16 protein-coding genes are annotated in these 16,851 nt (G+C 67.2%); 4 read left to right on the plus strand and 12 right to left on the minus strand.

Annotated features, from left to right (window positions below):
- Positions 1-91 precede the first annotated feature (91 nt).
- The 8 genes from DI276_RS10750 to DI276_RS10780 form a co-directional block, all read right to left on the minus strand.
- On the minus strand, positions 92-1,708 hold the full coding sequence (locus DI276_RS10750; protein ID WP_112263106.1) for a peptide chain release factor 3: 1,617 nt from the start codon (positions 1,706-1,708) through the stop codon (positions 92-94).
- 63 nt (positions 1,709-1,771) lie between these two features.
- A complete protein-coding gene (locus DI276_RS10755; RefSeq protein WP_157984633.1) occupies positions 1,772-2,965 on the minus strand; it encodes an MFS transporter in 1,194 nt (397 codons plus the stop codon).
- Entirely contained in the window at positions 2,914-3,216 is a 303-nt protein-coding gene (locus DI276_RS49855; protein ID WP_157984634.1) for a hypothetical protein, read from the minus strand. The genes DI276_RS10755 and DI276_RS49855 overlap by 52 nt, the downstream gene beginning before the upstream one ends.
- Positions 3,217-3,284: 68 nt before the next feature.
- Positions 3,285-3,926, minus strand: coding sequence for a TetR/AcrR family transcriptional regulator (locus DI276_RS10760; RefSeq protein WP_112263108.1), 642 nt, complete (start codon positions 3,924-3,926; stop codon positions 3,285-3,287).
- Between the two features lie 146 nt (positions 3,927-4,072).
- A complete protein-coding gene (locus DI276_RS10765; RefSeq protein WP_112263109.1) occupies positions 4,073-5,977 on the minus strand; it encodes an LVIVD repeat-containing protein in 1,905 nt (634 codons plus the stop codon).
- Between the two features lie 69 nt (positions 5,978-6,046).
- Positions 6,047-7,426 (minus strand): LVIVD repeat-containing protein, encoded by a 1,380-nt coding sequence (locus DI276_RS10770; protein WP_157984635.1) that lies wholly within the window; start codon positions 7,424-7,426, stop codon positions 6,047-6,049.
- Between the two features lie 16 nt (positions 7,427-7,442).
- Complete coding sequence (locus DI276_RS10775; RefSeq protein WP_198680554.1) at positions 7,443-8,813, minus strand: LVIVD repeat-containing protein; 1,371 nt, start codon at positions 8,811-8,813, stop codon at positions 7,443-7,445.
- A gap of 204 nt (positions 8,814-9,017) precedes the next feature.
- A complete protein-coding gene (locus tag DI276_RS10780; RefSeq protein ID WP_112263360.1) occupies positions 9,018-9,596 on the minus strand; it encodes a TetR/AcrR family transcriptional regulator in 579 nt (192 codons plus the stop codon).
- Positions 9,597-9,776: 180 nt separating this feature from the next.
- Between DI276_RS10780 and DI276_RS10785 the strand changes: the two genes are divergently transcribed.
- Complete coding sequence (locus tag DI276_RS10785; protein ID WP_112263112.1) at positions 9,777-10,256, plus strand: DUF2269 domain-containing protein; 480 nt, start codon at positions 9,777-9,779, stop codon at positions 10,254-10,256.
- On the opposite strand, the gene DI276_RS10790 is transcribed toward DI276_RS10785, so the two are convergent.
- Together DI276_RS10790 and DI276_RS10795 are read right to left on the minus strand one after the other, a co-directional pair.
- Positions 10,246-10,821, minus strand: a complete 576-nt coding sequence (locus DI276_RS10790; protein WP_112263113.1) for a TetR/AcrR family transcriptional regulator — start codon at positions 10,819-10,821, stop codon at positions 10,246-10,248. The two genes, DI276_RS10785 and DI276_RS10790, sit on opposite strands and share 11 nt — an antisense overlap.
- Positions 10,822-10,836: 15 nt before the next feature.
- On the minus strand, positions 10,837-12,243 hold the full coding sequence (locus tag DI276_RS10795) for a DHA2 family efflux MFS transporter permease subunit (protein WP_112263114.1): 1,407 nt from the start codon (positions 12,241-12,243) through the stop codon (positions 10,837-10,839).
- Positions 12,244-12,380: 137 nt separating this feature from the next.
- On the opposite strand from DI276_RS10795, the gene DI276_RS10800 reads away from it, so the two are divergent.
- Both DI276_RS10800 and DI276_RS10805 read left to right on the plus strand, forming a co-directional pair.
- Positions 12,381-12,743 carry a BlaI/MecI/CopY family transcriptional regulator gene (locus DI276_RS10800; RefSeq protein WP_112263115.1) on the plus strand — a complete coding sequence of 121 codons (363 nt, stop codon included), beginning with the start codon at positions 12,381-12,383 and terminating at the stop codon, positions 12,741-12,743.
- Positions 12,740-13,672, plus strand: coding sequence for a M56 family metallopeptidase (locus DI276_RS10805; protein WP_112263116.1), 933 nt, complete (start codon positions 12,740-12,742; stop codon positions 13,670-13,672). The genes DI276_RS10800 and DI276_RS10805 overlap by 4 nt, the downstream gene beginning before the upstream one ends.
- Here DI276_RS10805 and DI276_RS10810 read toward each other — a convergent pair.
- Together DI276_RS10810 and DI276_RS50810 are read right to left on the minus strand one after the other, a co-directional pair.
- Complete coding sequence (locus DI276_RS10810) at positions 13,617-14,654, minus strand: hypothetical protein (protein WP_198680555.1); 1,038 nt, start codon at positions 14,652-14,654, stop codon at positions 13,617-13,619. The genes DI276_RS10805 and DI276_RS10810 overlap by 56 nt on opposite strands.
- Positions 14,655-14,904: 250 nt before the next feature.
- Positions 14,905-15,093: a hypothetical protein gene (locus DI276_RS50810; RefSeq protein WP_198680590.1), complete on the minus strand. Its 189-nt coding sequence runs from the start codon at positions 15,091-15,093 to the stop codon at positions 14,905-14,907.
- Between DI276_RS50810 and DI276_RS51925 the strand changes: the two genes are divergently transcribed.
- Entirely contained in the window at positions 15,092-16,843 is a 1,752-nt protein-coding gene (locus tag DI276_RS51925; protein WP_232836574.1) for a choice-of-anchor B family protein, read from the plus strand. The genes DI276_RS50810 and DI276_RS51925 overlap by 2 nt on opposite strands.
- Positions 16,844-16,851: the final 8 nt, after the last annotated feature.

Genomic DNA, 16,851 nt, shown 5'->3' on the forward strand with positions numbered 1-16,851 from the left:
TCCTACGGAGCGGCTGTCAACATCCTGTTTACCGGAGAGTGCATCTACTATTTTCGACAGTAGGTAGGCACGCAGGCGTGGCCCTGCTTGATCAGTCGACCCCGGCCACGAGGCGGGCGAGTTCGAGGTCCGGGTGCTTGCGTCGCAGCGCTTCGAGATCGCTGCGACTGGTGAAGACGGCCAGCTCGGTGCCGTCCGCCCGAACCAGCACCTCACTGCGTGTGCCGGTGTCGACCAGGTGGCGCCGACGCGGGTCAGCGAGCCTGCGCACGACCGAGTACTCAAGGTGGTCGAGCACGATCGGCGAACCGTAGTCGGACACCATGCGGTACGCGGCGACGTCGAACTGCATCATCCCCACCGCGGCGACGACCACCGCACCACCCCTGTTCCGCCGCTCGGATCGCAGCACCTGAACGACCCCTTCGGCCTGCAACTGAGCGATGCCGCGATGGAACTGCTTCACACGACTGAGATCCGCGGGACGAGCCACAGCGAAGTGCGCGGGCGCGAAACCGGGCTGCCGCGGGAAGACCACACCGGGCTTTCCGGCGTGGAGCGTGTCTCCGACGCTGAGCGCCGTCGCGTTGACGAGACCGATCACGTCGCCGGGATAAGCGACGTCGAGCGTCGTGCGCTGTTGCCCGAAGACCTGATGGACGTACTTCGTCGCGAACGGCCTGCCGGTGGCGGCGTTGGTGACGACCATTCCCCGCTCGAACACACCGGAGCACACGCGAGCGAACGCGATCTGGTCCCGATGAGCAGGATTCATCCCGGTCTGCACTTTGAACACGAACGCCGAGAAGGACGTGTCGAGCTCTCTCGGGTTCCCGGCCACGTCGCTCCTGGGCTCAGGAGCCGGCGCCAGATCGACGAGGAAGTCGAGCAGTTCGCGCACGCCGTGGTTCAGCACTGCCGCTCCGAAGAACAGCGGTGAGGCTTGTCCACTGAGCAACATCTCGCGGTCGAACGTGTGTCCGGACTCCGCCAGCAGTCTCACCTCGTCCTGTGCACGCACCCAGTCCTCTCCTGCTGCCTGTTGTGCAGTGCGCGGGTCCAGCCGTTCCTGGGGAGCGGCGGTCGCGCCGCCGACCGTGCGGCTGTATCGGACGAAGGTCCCGTCTCGGCAGTCCAGCAGCCCGTGGAAGAGCCCTGCTCGGCCTACCGGCCAGTTCAGCGGCATCGGTCGCAGGTTGAGGCGTTGGACCAGTTCGTCGCACAACGCCAGCGGATCGAGCCCTGGACGGTCCCACTTGTTGATGAAGGTGATCACAGGGAGGCCCCGGTCGCGACAAACATCGAAGAGCTTGAGGGTCTGCGGTTCCAGTCCTCGCGCGGCATCCAGCAACATCACCACGCAGTCCACTGCGGACAGAGCACGGTAGGTGTCCTCTGAGAAGTCAGCGTGTCCTGGTGTGTCGACGAGGTTGATCACCTTGTCGCGATAGGCGAACTGCAGCACGGCCGAGGAGATCGAGATGCCGCGCGTGCGTTCGAGCTCCATCCAGTCCGACACCACTCCGCGCCGCCCCGGCTTCCCGTGCACGGCACCGGCCCGGCTGATCGCATTGGCGTGCAACGCGATCGCCTCGGTGAGCGTCGACTTCCCCGCATCCGGATGGCTGATCACGGCGAACGCACGCCGCCGGGCCGCTTCGCTGCGGACGTCCGTCAGCGAGGCGGCTCCGTGGCGGGCGGCGGCCATCCTGGATTGCTAGTTCGTGGAGAACACCACGTCAAGCAACTTCGGTCGGCAAGACCCGGCTTGTTACATCGACTCCCCGTGCGCACGTCGTGTGCCGGTCGTGACAACAGCGATGAGCGCTGCGAGCGCAAGTAGCCCAGCGCCCACGACAAACGCCGCAACATAGCCGTCTGTGAGCGCGTCGTCTCCCGAATCGCCTTTCGCCGTGGTCACGGACAGCGCCACCACGTTGAGCGCCGACACACCAACCGCTCCACCGATCTGGCGCATCGCGTTGGTCAGTGCGCTCGCGACACCCGAATCTCCAGACGGCACGCCGTCGAGCGTGATCTTCGTGACCGTGGTGAGCGCGGCTCCGATGCCCAGCCCGCTCACCAGCAGGGCGGGGAAGACCACCGGCCAGAAGCCGCTGGCCGGGTCGAGCACGCCGAGGTAGGCCATCCCGGCCGCACCCAGCAACAGGCCTGTGGTCAGCACAGCTCGCGGGCCCGTTCGACCGAGGATCCGGCCGGCCCCCAGCGAGCCCAGGAAGACACCGACAGCACTGGGCAGGAACGCCAGCCCGGTCAGCAGCGGCGAGTACTCGCGGACGAGTTGCAGGTAGAAGGTCAGGAAGAGGTAGAACGCCAGCAGTGCAGCGCCGGCGAGGAACACGATGGCGTATCCGGCACCGCGCACACGGTCAACCACGATGCGCAGCGGCATCATCGGCCGTTCCGACCTGCGTTCGATGACGACGAATACGACGAGCAGCGCCAGTCCGGCCAGTCCGAACGCGGCCGTGGACGGATGACTCCAGCCCACGGTTTCCGCCTCACTGAGGCCGTAGATCAACGTGCCGACGCCGGGCGTGCCGGTGATCGCGCCGGGCAGGTCGTACTTGACCACCGCGTCGCGCTGACTCTCACCGAGAAACCGAACGGCGGGAACGAGGAGAACCAGTACCAGCGGAACGTTCACCAGCAGGCACCATCGCCACGACCCGACTTCGGTGAGGACACCGCCGAGAACCATGCCCACGGCCATCCCCGATCCGACCGCGGCACCGAAGATGCCGAAGGCGCGAGCACGTTCGCGCGCATCGCTGAACGCCGTCGTCAACAAAGCCAGACCGGCAGGAGCGAGCAACGCGGCGAACACTCCCTGCGCGGCGCGAGCCAGCGGCAACATGACCGGCCCAACGGCAAGCCCTCCGAGTGCCGAGGTCACCGCGAAGCCGAGCAAGCCGAGCAGGAAGATCTTCTTTCTGCCGTGCACGTCCGCAAGGCGACCACCGACGAGGAGAAAGCCCACGTCAGGGTGTACGCGGCGACGACCCACTGCTTGGCCGAGTCGGACATGCCGAGCTCGGCCTGTGCCGACGGCAGTGCGATGGTGACGACCGACGAGTCCAGAACGATCAGGAGCTGCGCGGAGACGACGACGGCAAGCGTTCCCCAACGCCGGGGATCTGGCGTCTGGACTTCCGGCGTCTCGACAGCCGACGACGTCGGCTTGGGCTGCGACACTGCCCCTCCCCCAGATCGGCAACCTGACAGGGCTACTTAATGACACCCTGTCACAAAGTTACCGCAACTCAGGGGGCAGCGCGACGACAGGCCGCCGCACCGTCGAGGAAAAGGGCCAGCTTCCGCTCGAACCAGGTGGCAGTGGGCCCGGACACGGCGCCGGCGAGCACCTCCTGCAGGCGTGGGTCGTACTGATCGATCCACGGGCCGATGAGCTCCTGCCGGCGTCGCTGAAGCAGGTCGACCGCGTCATCGGCGCCATCAGCCTGTTCCGGCGCGGCCAGAAACGCCTGGGTGACCAACTCCGCCAGCATGTCCACCACGAGCACGGCGTCAGCCGGATCGAATCCGTACTCGAGAAGATGGACTCCGGTCTGGTTGTCACGCTTGACCAAGGCCAGCCCGATGACCCGCAACGCCGTGATCTCCCTCGCCAGACCGATGTGGGCGGAGTAGAGACGCCAATGTGCCCACGCCGTTTCCGTCAGGTAGGCACGCCAGTCGTCGCCGGGCTCCGGCCACTCGATCGCGTTGACCGCCTGGTCGACCGCCGCGGCCGCGAGGTCGTCCCGGCTCCGGAAGTACCGGTACAACGTGGAGTGCGAAATCCCCAGCCGCTGCCCCACCGCGGGCATCGTGAGCCGCGAGAACCCGATCTCCAGTGCAGCCCGGATGATCGCCTCCCGGTCAACCAGGGGCGGTCGGCCCATCCGGACCGCGGCCTTCCCGTCGTCTGTGGTTTTCCCACGCCGCGAACCCACACCCACCCCTTCCGGAAACCTGGGCTCAGGGTACGGACTGGGCCCGCGACGACGAGCCGGGCGAGGTGTCCTCGCCCGGCTCGCACCCTCATCGCCTACGGTCCGGTGGCGAACAGGTAGAGACCGTCGTCGCGGTCACTGCCCGCGACGTAGGTCTTGCCGTTGCGGGTGAAGGTCTCGACACCCCAGAAGTCGTTGCCGTTGGGGGCGAGGTATCCACCGCTCTCCACCAGCTCGCAGCTGTTCGGGCTGGTGCACTGGATCCTCAGTACGCGCATGCCGCCGGCGTAGTACGACAGGTAGGCCCGGCTCGGGTCGTTGGGGTCGGTCGCGACCTCGTGCACGCTCAGGTCGCCGAACCCGACCGCGTACGCCGGGTCCATCGCCTCGGGGATGGCGAACGTGTCCAGCTCGGCGAATTTCTTGTTCGCATCCGCCTGGTTGCTGAACAGGTGCACGTAGCCCCAGCCGTCGAACGCCGCAGTGGCTTCGATCCGATCGCCGACGGTGCCGATCGCCGGTCCGTCGGGGTAGGTGAAGCTGACCGGCGTGCCGAACATCTTGTGGTACGCCTCGTGGTTCGTGCACACGCCGACGACTGCGTCGTCGAAGCCGCCCGATCCGCAGAACGGCGGGTTCTCGGTTCCGCCGTGCCGCTGCACGAAGACCACGGCGTCCCAGCCGGCAAGGACGGCCTCATGTGCCTTCTCACCGGGGAAGCAGGCGGGTTCAGGCGCGCTCGGGTCGCCGGTCGGTCCGCGCTGCAGCGCAACGATCTTCTCTTCGCCCGCCTGCAGCGACGCCTCGTAGCCGGGGATCGAGGCAGGCGTCGGGATCGGGGCCGAGCCTGGGCAGCCGTAGCCGCCGTAGACGACCGGTCCGTTGAGCTCGTCGTCTTCGAGGACGACGATCGGTGCGGAACCGGGCACCGGCACTGACGGGTACGCGCCCGCGTTCGTACCGCTGGTGATCGAGAAGTTCGTTGCTCCGTAGGGCGCGAAGTCCTCGTCGGTGCCGATGAAGTACTGATTGTCGGCGGTGAACTCCGCCTGGTGCCCGTTGCCTTCGGCCGTGCGCGCGGCTCCGGTCGACTCCAGCAGCTGCGGGTCGGGGTGACTGAAGTCGGTGTCGCCGATCAGCGTTGGGTTCACCGGATCGTCGACGTTGAGCTGAACGTAGCCACCGTCCCAGTAGGACAGCAGCAGGACCCAGTGCCCGTTGATGTTCTTGACGACCATGTCGTGCAAGAAGACCTCGGTCAGGCCGAGCTGGGTCTGGGTTAGGTTGGGGAACTCGGCGTCGACGTCGATCTCGCGGATCAGCCGCGGCCGCTTCGGGTTGGTGATGTCGAGGATGTCAACGTCCGGGCCGCCCGACTCGAAGTTGTCGGTCGTCACCACGTAGGCCTTGTTGCCCGCGTCCCAGGCGAACGCGCTGTGAGTGTCGTTGGCATCACCTCGCGACAGGTTCGCACGGTCACCGAAGTGCTCTGACAGCTTGACCGGCTTGCTGGGGTTGCTGACGTCGTACAGGGAGACACCACCACGGCCGTTCTTGCCGCACTGCTCGTTGTTCATCACGAGCATGGTGCCGTTGAAGAACTTCGTGTCGATCTGTAGCGCCTGCATGCCCTCACCGGGCCGGCTGTCCTGGGAGTGCGGGATGAACCCGATCTGCTTGGGGTTGGCCAGGTCGGTCATGTCGACGACGTAGGCGCCGGCGTCGGGATCACCGTCCTCGCGGTTGGCGTCACAGGTGGCCCTGCCCCAGTTCGCCAGGTAGGCATACGTGGTGCGCGGGTCGATCGCCACGTCGGCGATCAGGTCGTCGGTGTTGGTCAGGTCGGCCTTGCCCAACAGCTGCAGGTCGCCCCACGCACCAGGGCCGAGCAAGTGTCCGTCAGTGGGACCGTGCTGGCCGGGATGCGCCGCTACGGGTGCCGCCATCGCCGCGGTCAGGGACGCCACGGCGAGTGCGGTGAAGAGCCGTCTGGTTCTCATTGGTTCTGTCTCCTCGTTGGTTCCCCCTCGAACTGGGCCCCGTCACCGACGGGGCCCAGCGATCTGGTGTCACGGCAGGGAGAACTCCTGCGTCTGCGGGTTGAGGTGACCGAGCCGGAGGGCGCCGCCGGTGGCGTTGCCGCTGAGCCGGAACACGTTGAGCCCTTCGGTGATGCTGGACTCGTAGATGAAGTTGTTGTACCAGTACGACGACCAGGCCCCGCCCAGGTCGGGCGGACTGATGGCGGGCGGGTCGGACCAGCCGATCGTCACCGGGTGAGCGGGGTCGGTGAACTCGGTGGCCCAGGTGCCTGCCTGGTAGTGCCCGCCGACCGCGATGTAGCGGCCGTTGCGCAGCGGCACGATGTTGTAGTTGTGGACGGTGCAGTTCTCCGCGACACCGTCCTGTCCTCTGGGCAGCACCCACTGGCCGAGCTTGGCGCCGGTGTGGGCGTCGTAGAAGAACAGGCTCTTGTCGACGTCCGGGTCAGTGCTCTGGCACTCGGGCTCGGAACCACCGCCAGGCTCCCAGCCCAGCACGAGGACCTTGCCGTCCCAGCTGAACGTCGCGGAGTGCCAGCGGCCGTTGGTGCCGGCCTGGCCGACCCCCGGCTCGCTGACGGTGTAGAGGAACACCGGGTCGGCGAGGCTGCCGCCGGGATGTGCGTTGGCACCGACGTCGAAGACGTTGGTCGCGTCCGCGCTGGCGCAGGCGGCCAGGTTGACGCTGCCGAGGATCACGCCCATGTCGTGGCAGCCGGTGCGCACGTTGGTGATCGGACCTGCCAGCGGTTCACGGCGCAGCAGGTTCGCGTTCTCCGGGTGTGCGAACGGCACCTCGATCACGTCGATGAAGTCGCCGAGCACGTTCTCGAGCGCCAGGTTGCCGCTCGTGCCGCACCCGGTGCTGCTGGAGTTGTTGCTGTAGACGATCAGCCTGCCGTTGTCCGGCGCGGCGGTGAGGGTGTGCGAGCCGCACGGCAGCTCGACCGACGCGATCAGGTTCGGGTTGCTGAGATTGCTGATGTCGAAGACGTGCACGCCTTCCCATCCGGCCGGGACGGACTGCCCGTCGCAGTCGCGTGGCACGGTCTTCTTGGAGTTCCAGGCCCGGACCAGGATGTTCTCCCACACGACGATGTCGCCCTGGTCGCCGTTGCAGCGCTGGTGGACGATCTCGGTCGGATTGTCCGGGTCTGCGATGTCGACGATGCGGAAGCCGTCGTAGTTGCCGTGGAACGCCAGGTTGCCCCGGAAGGCGGTGTCGGAGTTGACGTGCCGGACGCCGTCCGGCTCACCCAGGAACGTGGCCGGGTGCGGACTGTGGCCCTTGGCGTGCATGTTCGGGGTGTGCGGGTTCGTGGCGTGGTCGGCGACGGCGGTCGCCGGGGTGATCAGGACGACTGCCGCCACGAGCGCACCCGCAGTTCGAAGGACTCTTCTGGACACGGGAAAACCTCCTTGGCTACGGGAAGAGCCGTTCCTGGGTCTGCGGGTTGTCGCGCTGCAGCGACGCGGCGCCTGCGACGGCCGGGTGGTCGAGCGCGAAGACGTCGAAGCCCCTGTTGATGTCGTTGGCGTAGATGAAGCCGTTGTGCCAGTAGGTGGACCAGGTGTTGGCGGCGATCGGGTCACCCGCGCGGTAGAAGCCGATCTCCACCGGGTTCGCCGGATCCGTCAGGTCCGCGACGGTCGTGCCGCCGGTGTAGGCGGCGGAGACGAGGATGTCGCGATCGATGCCGGGCAGGTAGTTGAAGTTGTGCATGGTGCACACGCCGTTCTCGAAGCGTGGCAGCTTGTAGTGACCCAGCTCCGCTCCGGAAGCGACGTCGTAGGTCCACACCGCACCCTTTGTCGGTGGATCCTCCGCACGACAGCGTGGGATCACGCCACCACCGGCCTCGTCACCGAACGTCACGCGCTTGCCGTCCCAGGTGAACTGCGCCGAGTGCCACGCCTGCACCTGCGGTGTCGTCAGCGTGCGCAGCACCTTGGGATGCGCCCGGTCGCTGATGTCCCAGATCTGGCCGACGCTCAGGCACGCGGCCGCGGCGAGGTTCGACGGAGCGAGCACCGTGATGTCGTGGCAGCCGGTGGTGGGCTGCAGCGCCGGGTTCGAGAACTCGAGCCGCGCCGGGTCGAACACCGGCACACCGGTCGTCGCCGGAGTCGAGACCACCCCGGCCTTGTCCGGGTTCTGCAGCGGCACGTGGATCACCGAGATCTTGCCGTGGAACTGCTGGCAGTGCGGCCCCATCGAGGTGGTGGTCAGCCCGTAGGACGAGACGTAGACGAACAGGCTGCCTTTACCCGCAGGCGCCAGCGTGTGGGTGTGCGAACCACAGTCTGTGCGCACCGAGGCGATGTGCTTGATGTTGGCGGGGTCGCTGACGTCGAAGATCCGAACGCCCTCCCACGCCGCCGGGTTGGTCGCCGGCGTGTTGACGCTGTCGCACTCGGGCTTGCTCTGCGGCGTGTCGACCGAGGAGAACAGCAGTCCGTTGTAGACCGACACGTCGCCCTGCCCGCCGTTGCACGGCTTGAAGGCGACCTGGTTGGCCGCAGTCGGGTTCGAGATGTCGATGACGCGGAAACCGCTGAAGGTGCCCGCGTAGGCGTAATTGCCTTCGAACGCGAGGTCGGACTGCGTTGCGGCGTCGACCTTGGGCAGGTTCTTCACCAGGGTCATGTTCGCGCTGTGCAGGTCCGGCGCACCGCCACCCGTGGGCGGATGCGTGCCGCCTTCGTCCGGGTCGTGCGCGCTGGCCGTCGCTGGGATCACCAGCACACCGGCAACGAGGAGAGCGACGGTGGTCAGCCGCCGTATTCGGTTCACAGCAGGCCACTCCCTTCGGGGCAAGGGGGCAGCGCCATTGCTACCCCCATGAGGAGTAATCGACGCAAACCCCAACAGTGTGACCCGCATCACCCCAATGGGCTACTATCTTGCTTCGGATATTTTCGAGCGCGCGACAGTTGATTTGGTTGCCAGTTCAACCTGCCGTACGGCGATGAAGCATGGCTGCGTACAGGCCCTGCTTCAGGAAGCCGGACGAAGGCCGGCGAGAGTCACTGTCACAAGGCGACGAACCGCGGCCTTCGAGGGCAAGGCGCCGGCTGCGGCGAGTGCATGGACGCAGTACGCCGCGAGTTCCGCAGGTGCAACGTCCCCTCTGACCTCTCCGGCCGCGGCGGCTTCGGCCAGCAGGTCGCGGATCATGTGACGAACCTGCTCCTGCGCGTGACCAACCTGCTCGTCGCGGTGCAGGAGGGCCACGAGATCGGTGTCGAAATGGCCGTGCGAGCCGTGCGAAATGGCGGCGAACGCTTCGAGAACGGCCTCGAGTCGCCTGGCGGGTCCGCTCGCCTGATCGCGAACCTCGGTCAGATGGGCGAGATGGTGAGCGATGTGCTCTGCGTGCCAGGCATGCAGGATCGCCTCCACGTCCGGGAAGTACTTGTAGAGCGTGGCGCGGCCGATGCCCGTCTGCTCCGCGATCTGCGACATCGTCACATTGAGCAGACCGCGCTCGGCCACCAGCGCCGCGGTGGCGGCCAGAATCGCATGACGCACCTCGCGGCGGTGCGTCTCGATCGTCTCGTTCCACAGCTTCGGCACGAGCACATCCTACCGGATCGAGACACTGCGTCTTGATAAATACACAGTGTCTCGTAAACTGACGGACATGGCTGACACACCGCGGTGGGTGAAGATCATGGGCATCGTCATTGCCGTCGTGATCGTGTTGTTCCTCGTAGTGCTCGCGCTCCCCATCGAGCACGGCCCAGGCATGCACCGATGAGGCCGCGCCTGCGCAAGCTCGCCCTGACCGCGCACATCGCGTCCTCGGTGGGTTGGTTCGGCGCCGTGCTCACGTTTCTCGCCATGGCAGTGGTCGGACTGACCACTCAGGACGATCGCGTCGCGCGCGCCGCCAACCTGATCGCGGAACCAGTCGTCTGGTACGTGGTCTTGCCGTTCGCGATCGCGTCGTTGTTGACCGGGCTGGTCTCGTCGCTCGGCTCCGCGTGGGGCCTGTTCCGGCACTATTGGGTGATCTTCAAGCTGGTGCTGAACGTGTTCGCCACCGTGGTGCTGCTCATCTACACGCGAACGGTGGACCGCTTCGCCGCCGTCGCGGCGGACCCGGCTTCAGACCTCGCGCCGTTGCGGTCGCCGACCTTCGTCGTACACGCCGGTGGAGCGCTCGTGGTGCTGATGGTGGCGTTGGTGCTCGCGGTCTACAAGCCGCGCGGCGTGACCGGGCTCAGGATTTGAGGGCGGGCAGCAGGGTCGCTTCCAGCACGTCGGCTGCGTCCTCCGCCTGGAGCTGTCCGGTGTTGACGTCCTCCGCGGCTGCGTGCAGCAAGCTGTAGACGGTGGTCACGAGCCAGTTCATCGGCAGGTCGGCCCGGATCACGCCTTCCCGCTGACCCCGCGCGAGCAGTCCCTCGACGTGGTCGACGACCTCGCGGTGGCGTTGCCGAAGCCGGACCGGGCCGAGCTCGCGCTGGGCGAGGTCGAACAGCTTGCGGTGCTTGTCGAGCACCTGCCAGGACGTCCGCAGCAACCGCCGGAGCGCCTCGACGGGAGAGCCTTCCTCCGGCGCGGCAGTCTTGATGACCTCGCCGGCCTCGGCGATCGTCCGGTTCAGGACCGCCTCCAGCAGCACCTCGCGTGACGCGAAGTGGGCGTAGAGCGTGACCCGGCCGACGCCGGCGGCGCGCGCGATCGCCGCCATGCTCGCCTGCGGATCCTCGGTGAACAGCACCAGGGCAGCGTCGAGAATGGCGGCGATGTTGCGTTCGGCGTCGGCGCGGCGCCGGGTCTCCGTGGTGGCCACGACCGAAGCCTACGGTCAGTGCGCGAACACCGGACCGTCCGTCGCGGGCGGACGGCCTGCCGGAACGAGCAGCGTCGCCCCGATCGCGATGACGACTGCCGCGATCGCGGTCGCGGTGAAGGCGGCACCGAAGCCGCCGATCGGACCTCCACCGCCCTGCAGGCTCTGAGCCGCGATGGTCGACACGAGCGCGATGCCGAGCGTGGCGCCCAGCTCGTGCCCGGTGTTGATCAGGCCGGAGGTCGTTCCGGCGTCGTGCGGACCGGTGTGCGCCATCGCGGTGGTCGTCGCCGTGACGAACGTGGCCCCGAGCCCCAGACCGGAAATCAGGAAGCCGGGCAGGACGGCCGTCAGAGCGTTTCCGGAGGGCGGCACCTGAGCCAGCAGCACCGCGCCCACCGCGGCGAGGCCGAAACCGGCGGCAACGGCCGGTCGTCCGCCGAACCGGTTCACGACGCGGACGCCGATGTGGGTGCCGAGCCCGATCACCAGCGCGACCGGCAGGAAGATCAGGCCGGTCTCCAGCGCGTCGAGCCGCAGCACGTGCTGCAGGTATTGGGAGTTGAGGAAGAAGTTGGCCAGCAGCAGGCCGGATGCGGCCAGCATGACCAGGTTGCCCGCCACCACCGGGCGGCGGGTCAGCAACTCCAGCCGGACCAGCGGCTCGGCGACCCGGCGTTCGACGACGACGAACACCACGAGCAACGCCAAGCCAGCAGCCAGGAAGTACGGAGTGCTGCCACCAACCCAGCCCGTGTCACCCGCACGCACCAACGCGTAGATCAACGCGCCGACAGCCAGCACCGCGACCAAAGCACCCGGCACGTCGATCTTCCCCGGCGTCCGTCCACTTCGGCCGGACGGCACCAGTCGCGGCAGCAGCACGGCGACGAAGATGCCAACGGGCACGTTGATGAAGAACACCCACTCCCAGCCTGGCCCGGCCGTGAACAGACCGCCCAGCAGGACTCCGACCGCGGCACCCGCGCCGGCGATAGCGGCCCACACGCCGAGTGCGCGGTTGCGTTCCGCGCCGTGGAAGGTCGTGGTGACGATCGACATCGCCGCCGGGGACAGCAGCGCCGCACCGACGCCTTGAACCGCACGTGCCGCCACCAGCGTGGTCGCGCTTTCCGCCAGCCCTGAGGCCAGCGACGCGAGCGTGAACACGGCCAGCCCGGCCAGGAACACGCCTCGTCGGCTGATCGTGTCGGCCAGGCGGCCGCCCAGCAGCATCAGCCCGCCGAAGCACAGCGTGTACGCCGTGACCACCCACGTCAGCGCGGCGCGGTCCAGTGCGAGCTCGGTCGCGATCACCGGGAGCGCGACGTTCACGACCGTCACGTCCAGGATCACCATGAACTGGGCCAGGCACAGCAGCACCAGCACCCACCAGTTCGTTCGCACGGCCGTCTGACTCATGCCCACTCCCTAAGTCGAACACTCATGTTCGACTTAAGCTACACCGAGTCCGACTCTAAATCGAACAGCGGTGTTCAACTTAGTGAGGCGCCTCATCGACCAGGCATACTTCTCGTCCTGCGGGAAGGACGTGAGGGATGCACGGACTCGGTGAGCTGGAAGCTGCGGTGATGGACGTGCTGTGGCACGCCCGAGAGCCGCTCAAGGTGCGCCAGGTGTGGGAACGGCTGGACACCGGCAAACAACTGGCCTACACCACCGTGCTCACCGTGCTGGACAACCTGCACCGCAAGGACTGGGTGGCGCGCGAACTCGAAGGCAAGGCCTACTGGTACCAGCCCACGATCAGCCGGGCAGAAGCCGCCACGAACGCCGTCCGTGACGTGCTTCTCGCATCTGGCGACCCGGAAGCGGCACTGCTGCACTTCGCACAGTCCGCGACCGCCGAGGAGTCGGCGGTGCTGCGCAAGGCGTTGCGCAGGAAAGCCTCGGGAAGATGACAGTCGCGCTGGCGCTGCTGCTCGGGTCCGCCGTGATGGGCTGTCTGGGGCCACAGCTCCTGCGCCGGCTCGGCGACCCCGTGGTGGCCCTGGTCGCGTGGATCACCTCGGTCGTCACGGTGATGATCACCTCGACGATGGCCGTGGTGCTGCTCCTGCTGCCCGAGCACGGCCTCGCCGTCCTCGACACGCTGCACCACTGCTGGGAATCGGTGCGGCACGGCACCACACCCACGATCGAAGTGATCAGCGGCCTGACCGGTGGCGCGCTGCTGACCGCTCTGCTGGTCCGGCTGACGGTCGTTGGCGCCCGCGTTGCCCGGCAACGTGCCCGCGCCCGCGAGGACCACCTCTCGATGCTGCGCGTTGCCGGTCGGCGCGAAGCCGGCGCACACCCGACGGTGTGGCTCGAGCACGACCGCCCACTGGCGTTCAGCCTCGCGGGAAAACCCGGCGTCGTGGTCGCCACGGAAGGACTGCACCGCCACCTGTCCCCCGCCGAGGTCGACGCCGTGCTCGACCACGAGCGAGCACACCTCGACGGACGCCACCATCTGCTGGTCGCCGCCGCGGACGCGGTAGCCGCCACGCTTCCGGTCCTGCCGCTGTTCAAGCGAGCGACGACGACGATCCGCGAACTCGTCGAGATGGCCGCCGACCTGGCCGCCGCACGCACCCACGGCGCCGACACCGTCCGTGCCGCCCTGGTGCGCGTGTCGTGCCACGGCGCTCCGAACTCCGCGCTCGCCATGGGCAGGGACTCGCTGGAGACGCGACTCGACCGCCTGCAGCGGCACCGCCGGATCCCGAACGGCGCGCGCAGACTGCTTTCCTGTGGGATCGCCGGCGTCACCGCGATGACACTCCCCGTCGTCACCGCGTCCGCGGCGTTGATGGCAGTGATGCTGCTGGCATGCCTGCCGAACTGACGGTCGCCAGCAACCCGTTGGCGGCACCGGCGAGTCCAGCGAGCACGACCGCGCCCGCCCACAGCGACACCGGCCAGCGCAGCGCGTCGGCCAGTGCAAGTCCGGCGAGCTGACCGGCCCACACCAGCGCCGCCACGCCACCGGCGACGATCGGCAGCGCGGTCTGCACGCGTGCGGGCAAGAGGTCGGCGACAACGGCACCCGCAGTGGCGCCGAGAGCGCCGGCCACCGGAATCCAGGGGAATCCGACGACGGCGACCGGCAGCCACGCAATGGGTCCAACCAGGACGGTCACGGGTGCAGCGAAGCGCTCCCGGCCGCGCAGCATCAGCAGCAACGGCAAGGTGAACAGCACCGTTGTCACGAGATAGCCGCTCAAGCCGGCGATGACCGGCATCTCAGCTTCGAGATGTCCCGCCGTGCCTTCAGGAGTGGGGACGAACGACTCGACCACGGCCGGCATCGGGAACGGCGACGTGTACTGCAAGAAGAACGCGACGAGAGTGGTGGACAGCGTCAGCGACAGCACGGCCGCCGCCGTCCACGGCTTGTCCTCACGAAGTACACCGCTCGCCCGAAGAGGACTGCTCAGCATGAGCAACCCACCCGCGCCGAGCATCAGGTGACTCGGGCTGACCAGTGCGTCGACCGCGACCTCGATCCCGAAGACCTCGTGCCACAGCAGATCTGCGACTCCACCCACCCCGAACACGAGCACACCGGCCGCCGCACCGCGATACCCGCGCGGCAGGCCGCTGAACAGCGAGCGCCCCGCGCGGCGAGACTGCCACGCGAGCAGCCCGATCCATCCGGCCATGGCCGCGAACCCCGCATAAAGCGCCCCATGCCACGGCGTGAAGAAGCTCTCCAGTTCCGGCACGTTGAAGTGCGCCCAGCCGTCGCTCACCAACGCGACCACAAGCCAGACCCCGATCGCCCCGGTGATCAGATCACGGCGTCGCGCATCGGTCCAGATCGACATGCCCGCCTCCTTCCCTCGATACGGGCTAGGGGTATCTAGCCTTACCCCTACCGGGTATCCACGTCAAGCCCAGAGGCGGTCGAACCCACTATGCGGAGTAGTACGAAGGCAATCAAAGCGGTGACCAACTACGGCGGAGAGTACGAATCTGAATCGTTGACTATTACGCCTGTTGCAGTACAAGGCGTCGCGCGCCCGCGTCTTGGCGGCGAGAAACCCTCACATCGGCCCTACCGCGATAGCGGCTCCGTCATGAATTTTTGCTGCCGTACCACCGCATGTACTGACGTTCGACCAACCCCTGCATGGGAGAACCGAGCATGTTGAAGAGATCCGTCTTGACGGTGCTGGCGACCTTCGCCCTAGCAGTTCCCGTCACACCATCCACCGCAGCCGCACCGGTCCAGGCCGCCGCAGCCGTCCCCTGCACGAACGGCATGGCAGGCACCTACCCGTGCCGCAACATCGACCTGCAGTCGGTACTCCCGCTGTCCGCCATGGGTGGCGGCTCCGGCAGCGGAGGCTGGGGCTGGACCGACTCGGCCACCGGCAAGGAGTACGCACTCGTCGCTCGCACGAACGGCACCTCGTTCGTCGACATCAGCACCCCGACCAGCCCTGTCTACCTGGGCAACCTGCCGACGGCCACCGGCTCGTCGAGCTGGCGCGAGCTCACCGTCCACAACAACACGGCCTACATCGTCTCCGACAACAACGGCAGCCACGGCCTGCAGATCTTCGACCTCACCCGCCTGCGTTCGGTGGCTTCTCCCCCGGTGACGTTCAGCGCGGACGCCCGTGACACCGCGTTCACGCGGGCCCACACGGTCAGCGTCAACGCGCAAACCGGCTTCCTGTACGTCAACGGCTCCACCACCTGCTCCGGCGGACCACGGGCCTACAGCCTGACCAACCGGCTCTCGCCGACGTTCGCGGGCTGCATCAGCGGCGACGGCTACTCACACGACTCGACTGCCGTCGTCTACCACGGACCCGATACCCGCTACCAGGGCAAGGAAATCCTCGCCGGGTCCAATGAGGACACTCTGACGTTCTTCGACGTGACCTCCAAGTCGAGCCCGGTGCAGCTGTCCCGCAAGACCTACACGGGTCGCGGTTACGTCCACCAGGGCGTGTTCACCGAGGACCACAAGTACTTCCTCCTCGACGACGAAACCGACGAGACCAGCAACGGCGGTAATACCCGGACCTACGTGTGGAGCGTCGCCGACCTGACCAACCCGGTGCTCGTCGGCACATTCAACGGACCCACGACCGCCTCCGACCACAACCAGTGGATCAAGGGCAACTACTCGTACCAGTCCAACTACAAGGCCGGTTTGCGCGTCGTCGACCTGGCCAACGTCGCCACCCCGACCACGATGTCAGAAGCCGCGTACTTCGACATCTACCCGTCCAGCAACACGGCCGGTTTCAACGGCTCCTGGACGAACTACCCGTACTACCCGAGCGGCAACGTCGCCGTCTTCACCATCGAAGGCGGTCTCTTCGTGGTGAAGCCGAACTTCTCCGCTCCCTCCAACGACTTCACCATCGGCACATCGCCCTCCTCCGGCTCGACGAACCCCGGCAGCTCGGTGACCACCACGGTGAACACCAGCGTCCGCAGCGGATCGGCCGAAACAGTCACACTCACTGCAAGCGGTCTGCCCGCAGGAGCCACGGCATCGTTCAGCCCGAGTTCGGTGACCGCGGGCAGCTCTTCGACGCTCACCATCTCGACCGGCGCCTCAACTCCGCCGGGGATCTACTCGGTCACTGTCACCGGCGCGGCACCGTCGGCCACACACACAGCGACGTACACGCTCACCGTCAACGGCGCGGGATGCGCGGCGGCAACCAACCCCAACGACGTTCCCATCCAGGACAACAGCACCGCCGAGTCCCCCGTTACGGTCTCCGGGTGCTCCGGCAACGGCTCCGCCACCTCATCGGTCGCCGTCAACATCGTGCACACCTACATCGGTGACCTGATCGTCGACCTCGTCGCCCCCGATGGCACCGCTTACAACCTGCACAACCGCAGCGGCGGCTCAACCGACAACATCAACCAGACCTACACCGTCAACCTCTCCAGCGAACCGCGCAACGGCACCTGGAAGCTGCGCGTGCAGGACCGGGCCAATGCGGACACCGGCTACATCAACAGCTGGACGCTCAGCCAGTAGCACCTGCA

The sequence above is a fragment of the Lentzea terrae genome (assembly GCF_003265345.1).
Lineage (GTDB): Bacteria > Actinomycetota > Actinomycetes > Mycobacteriales > Pseudonocardiaceae > Lentzea > Lentzea terrae.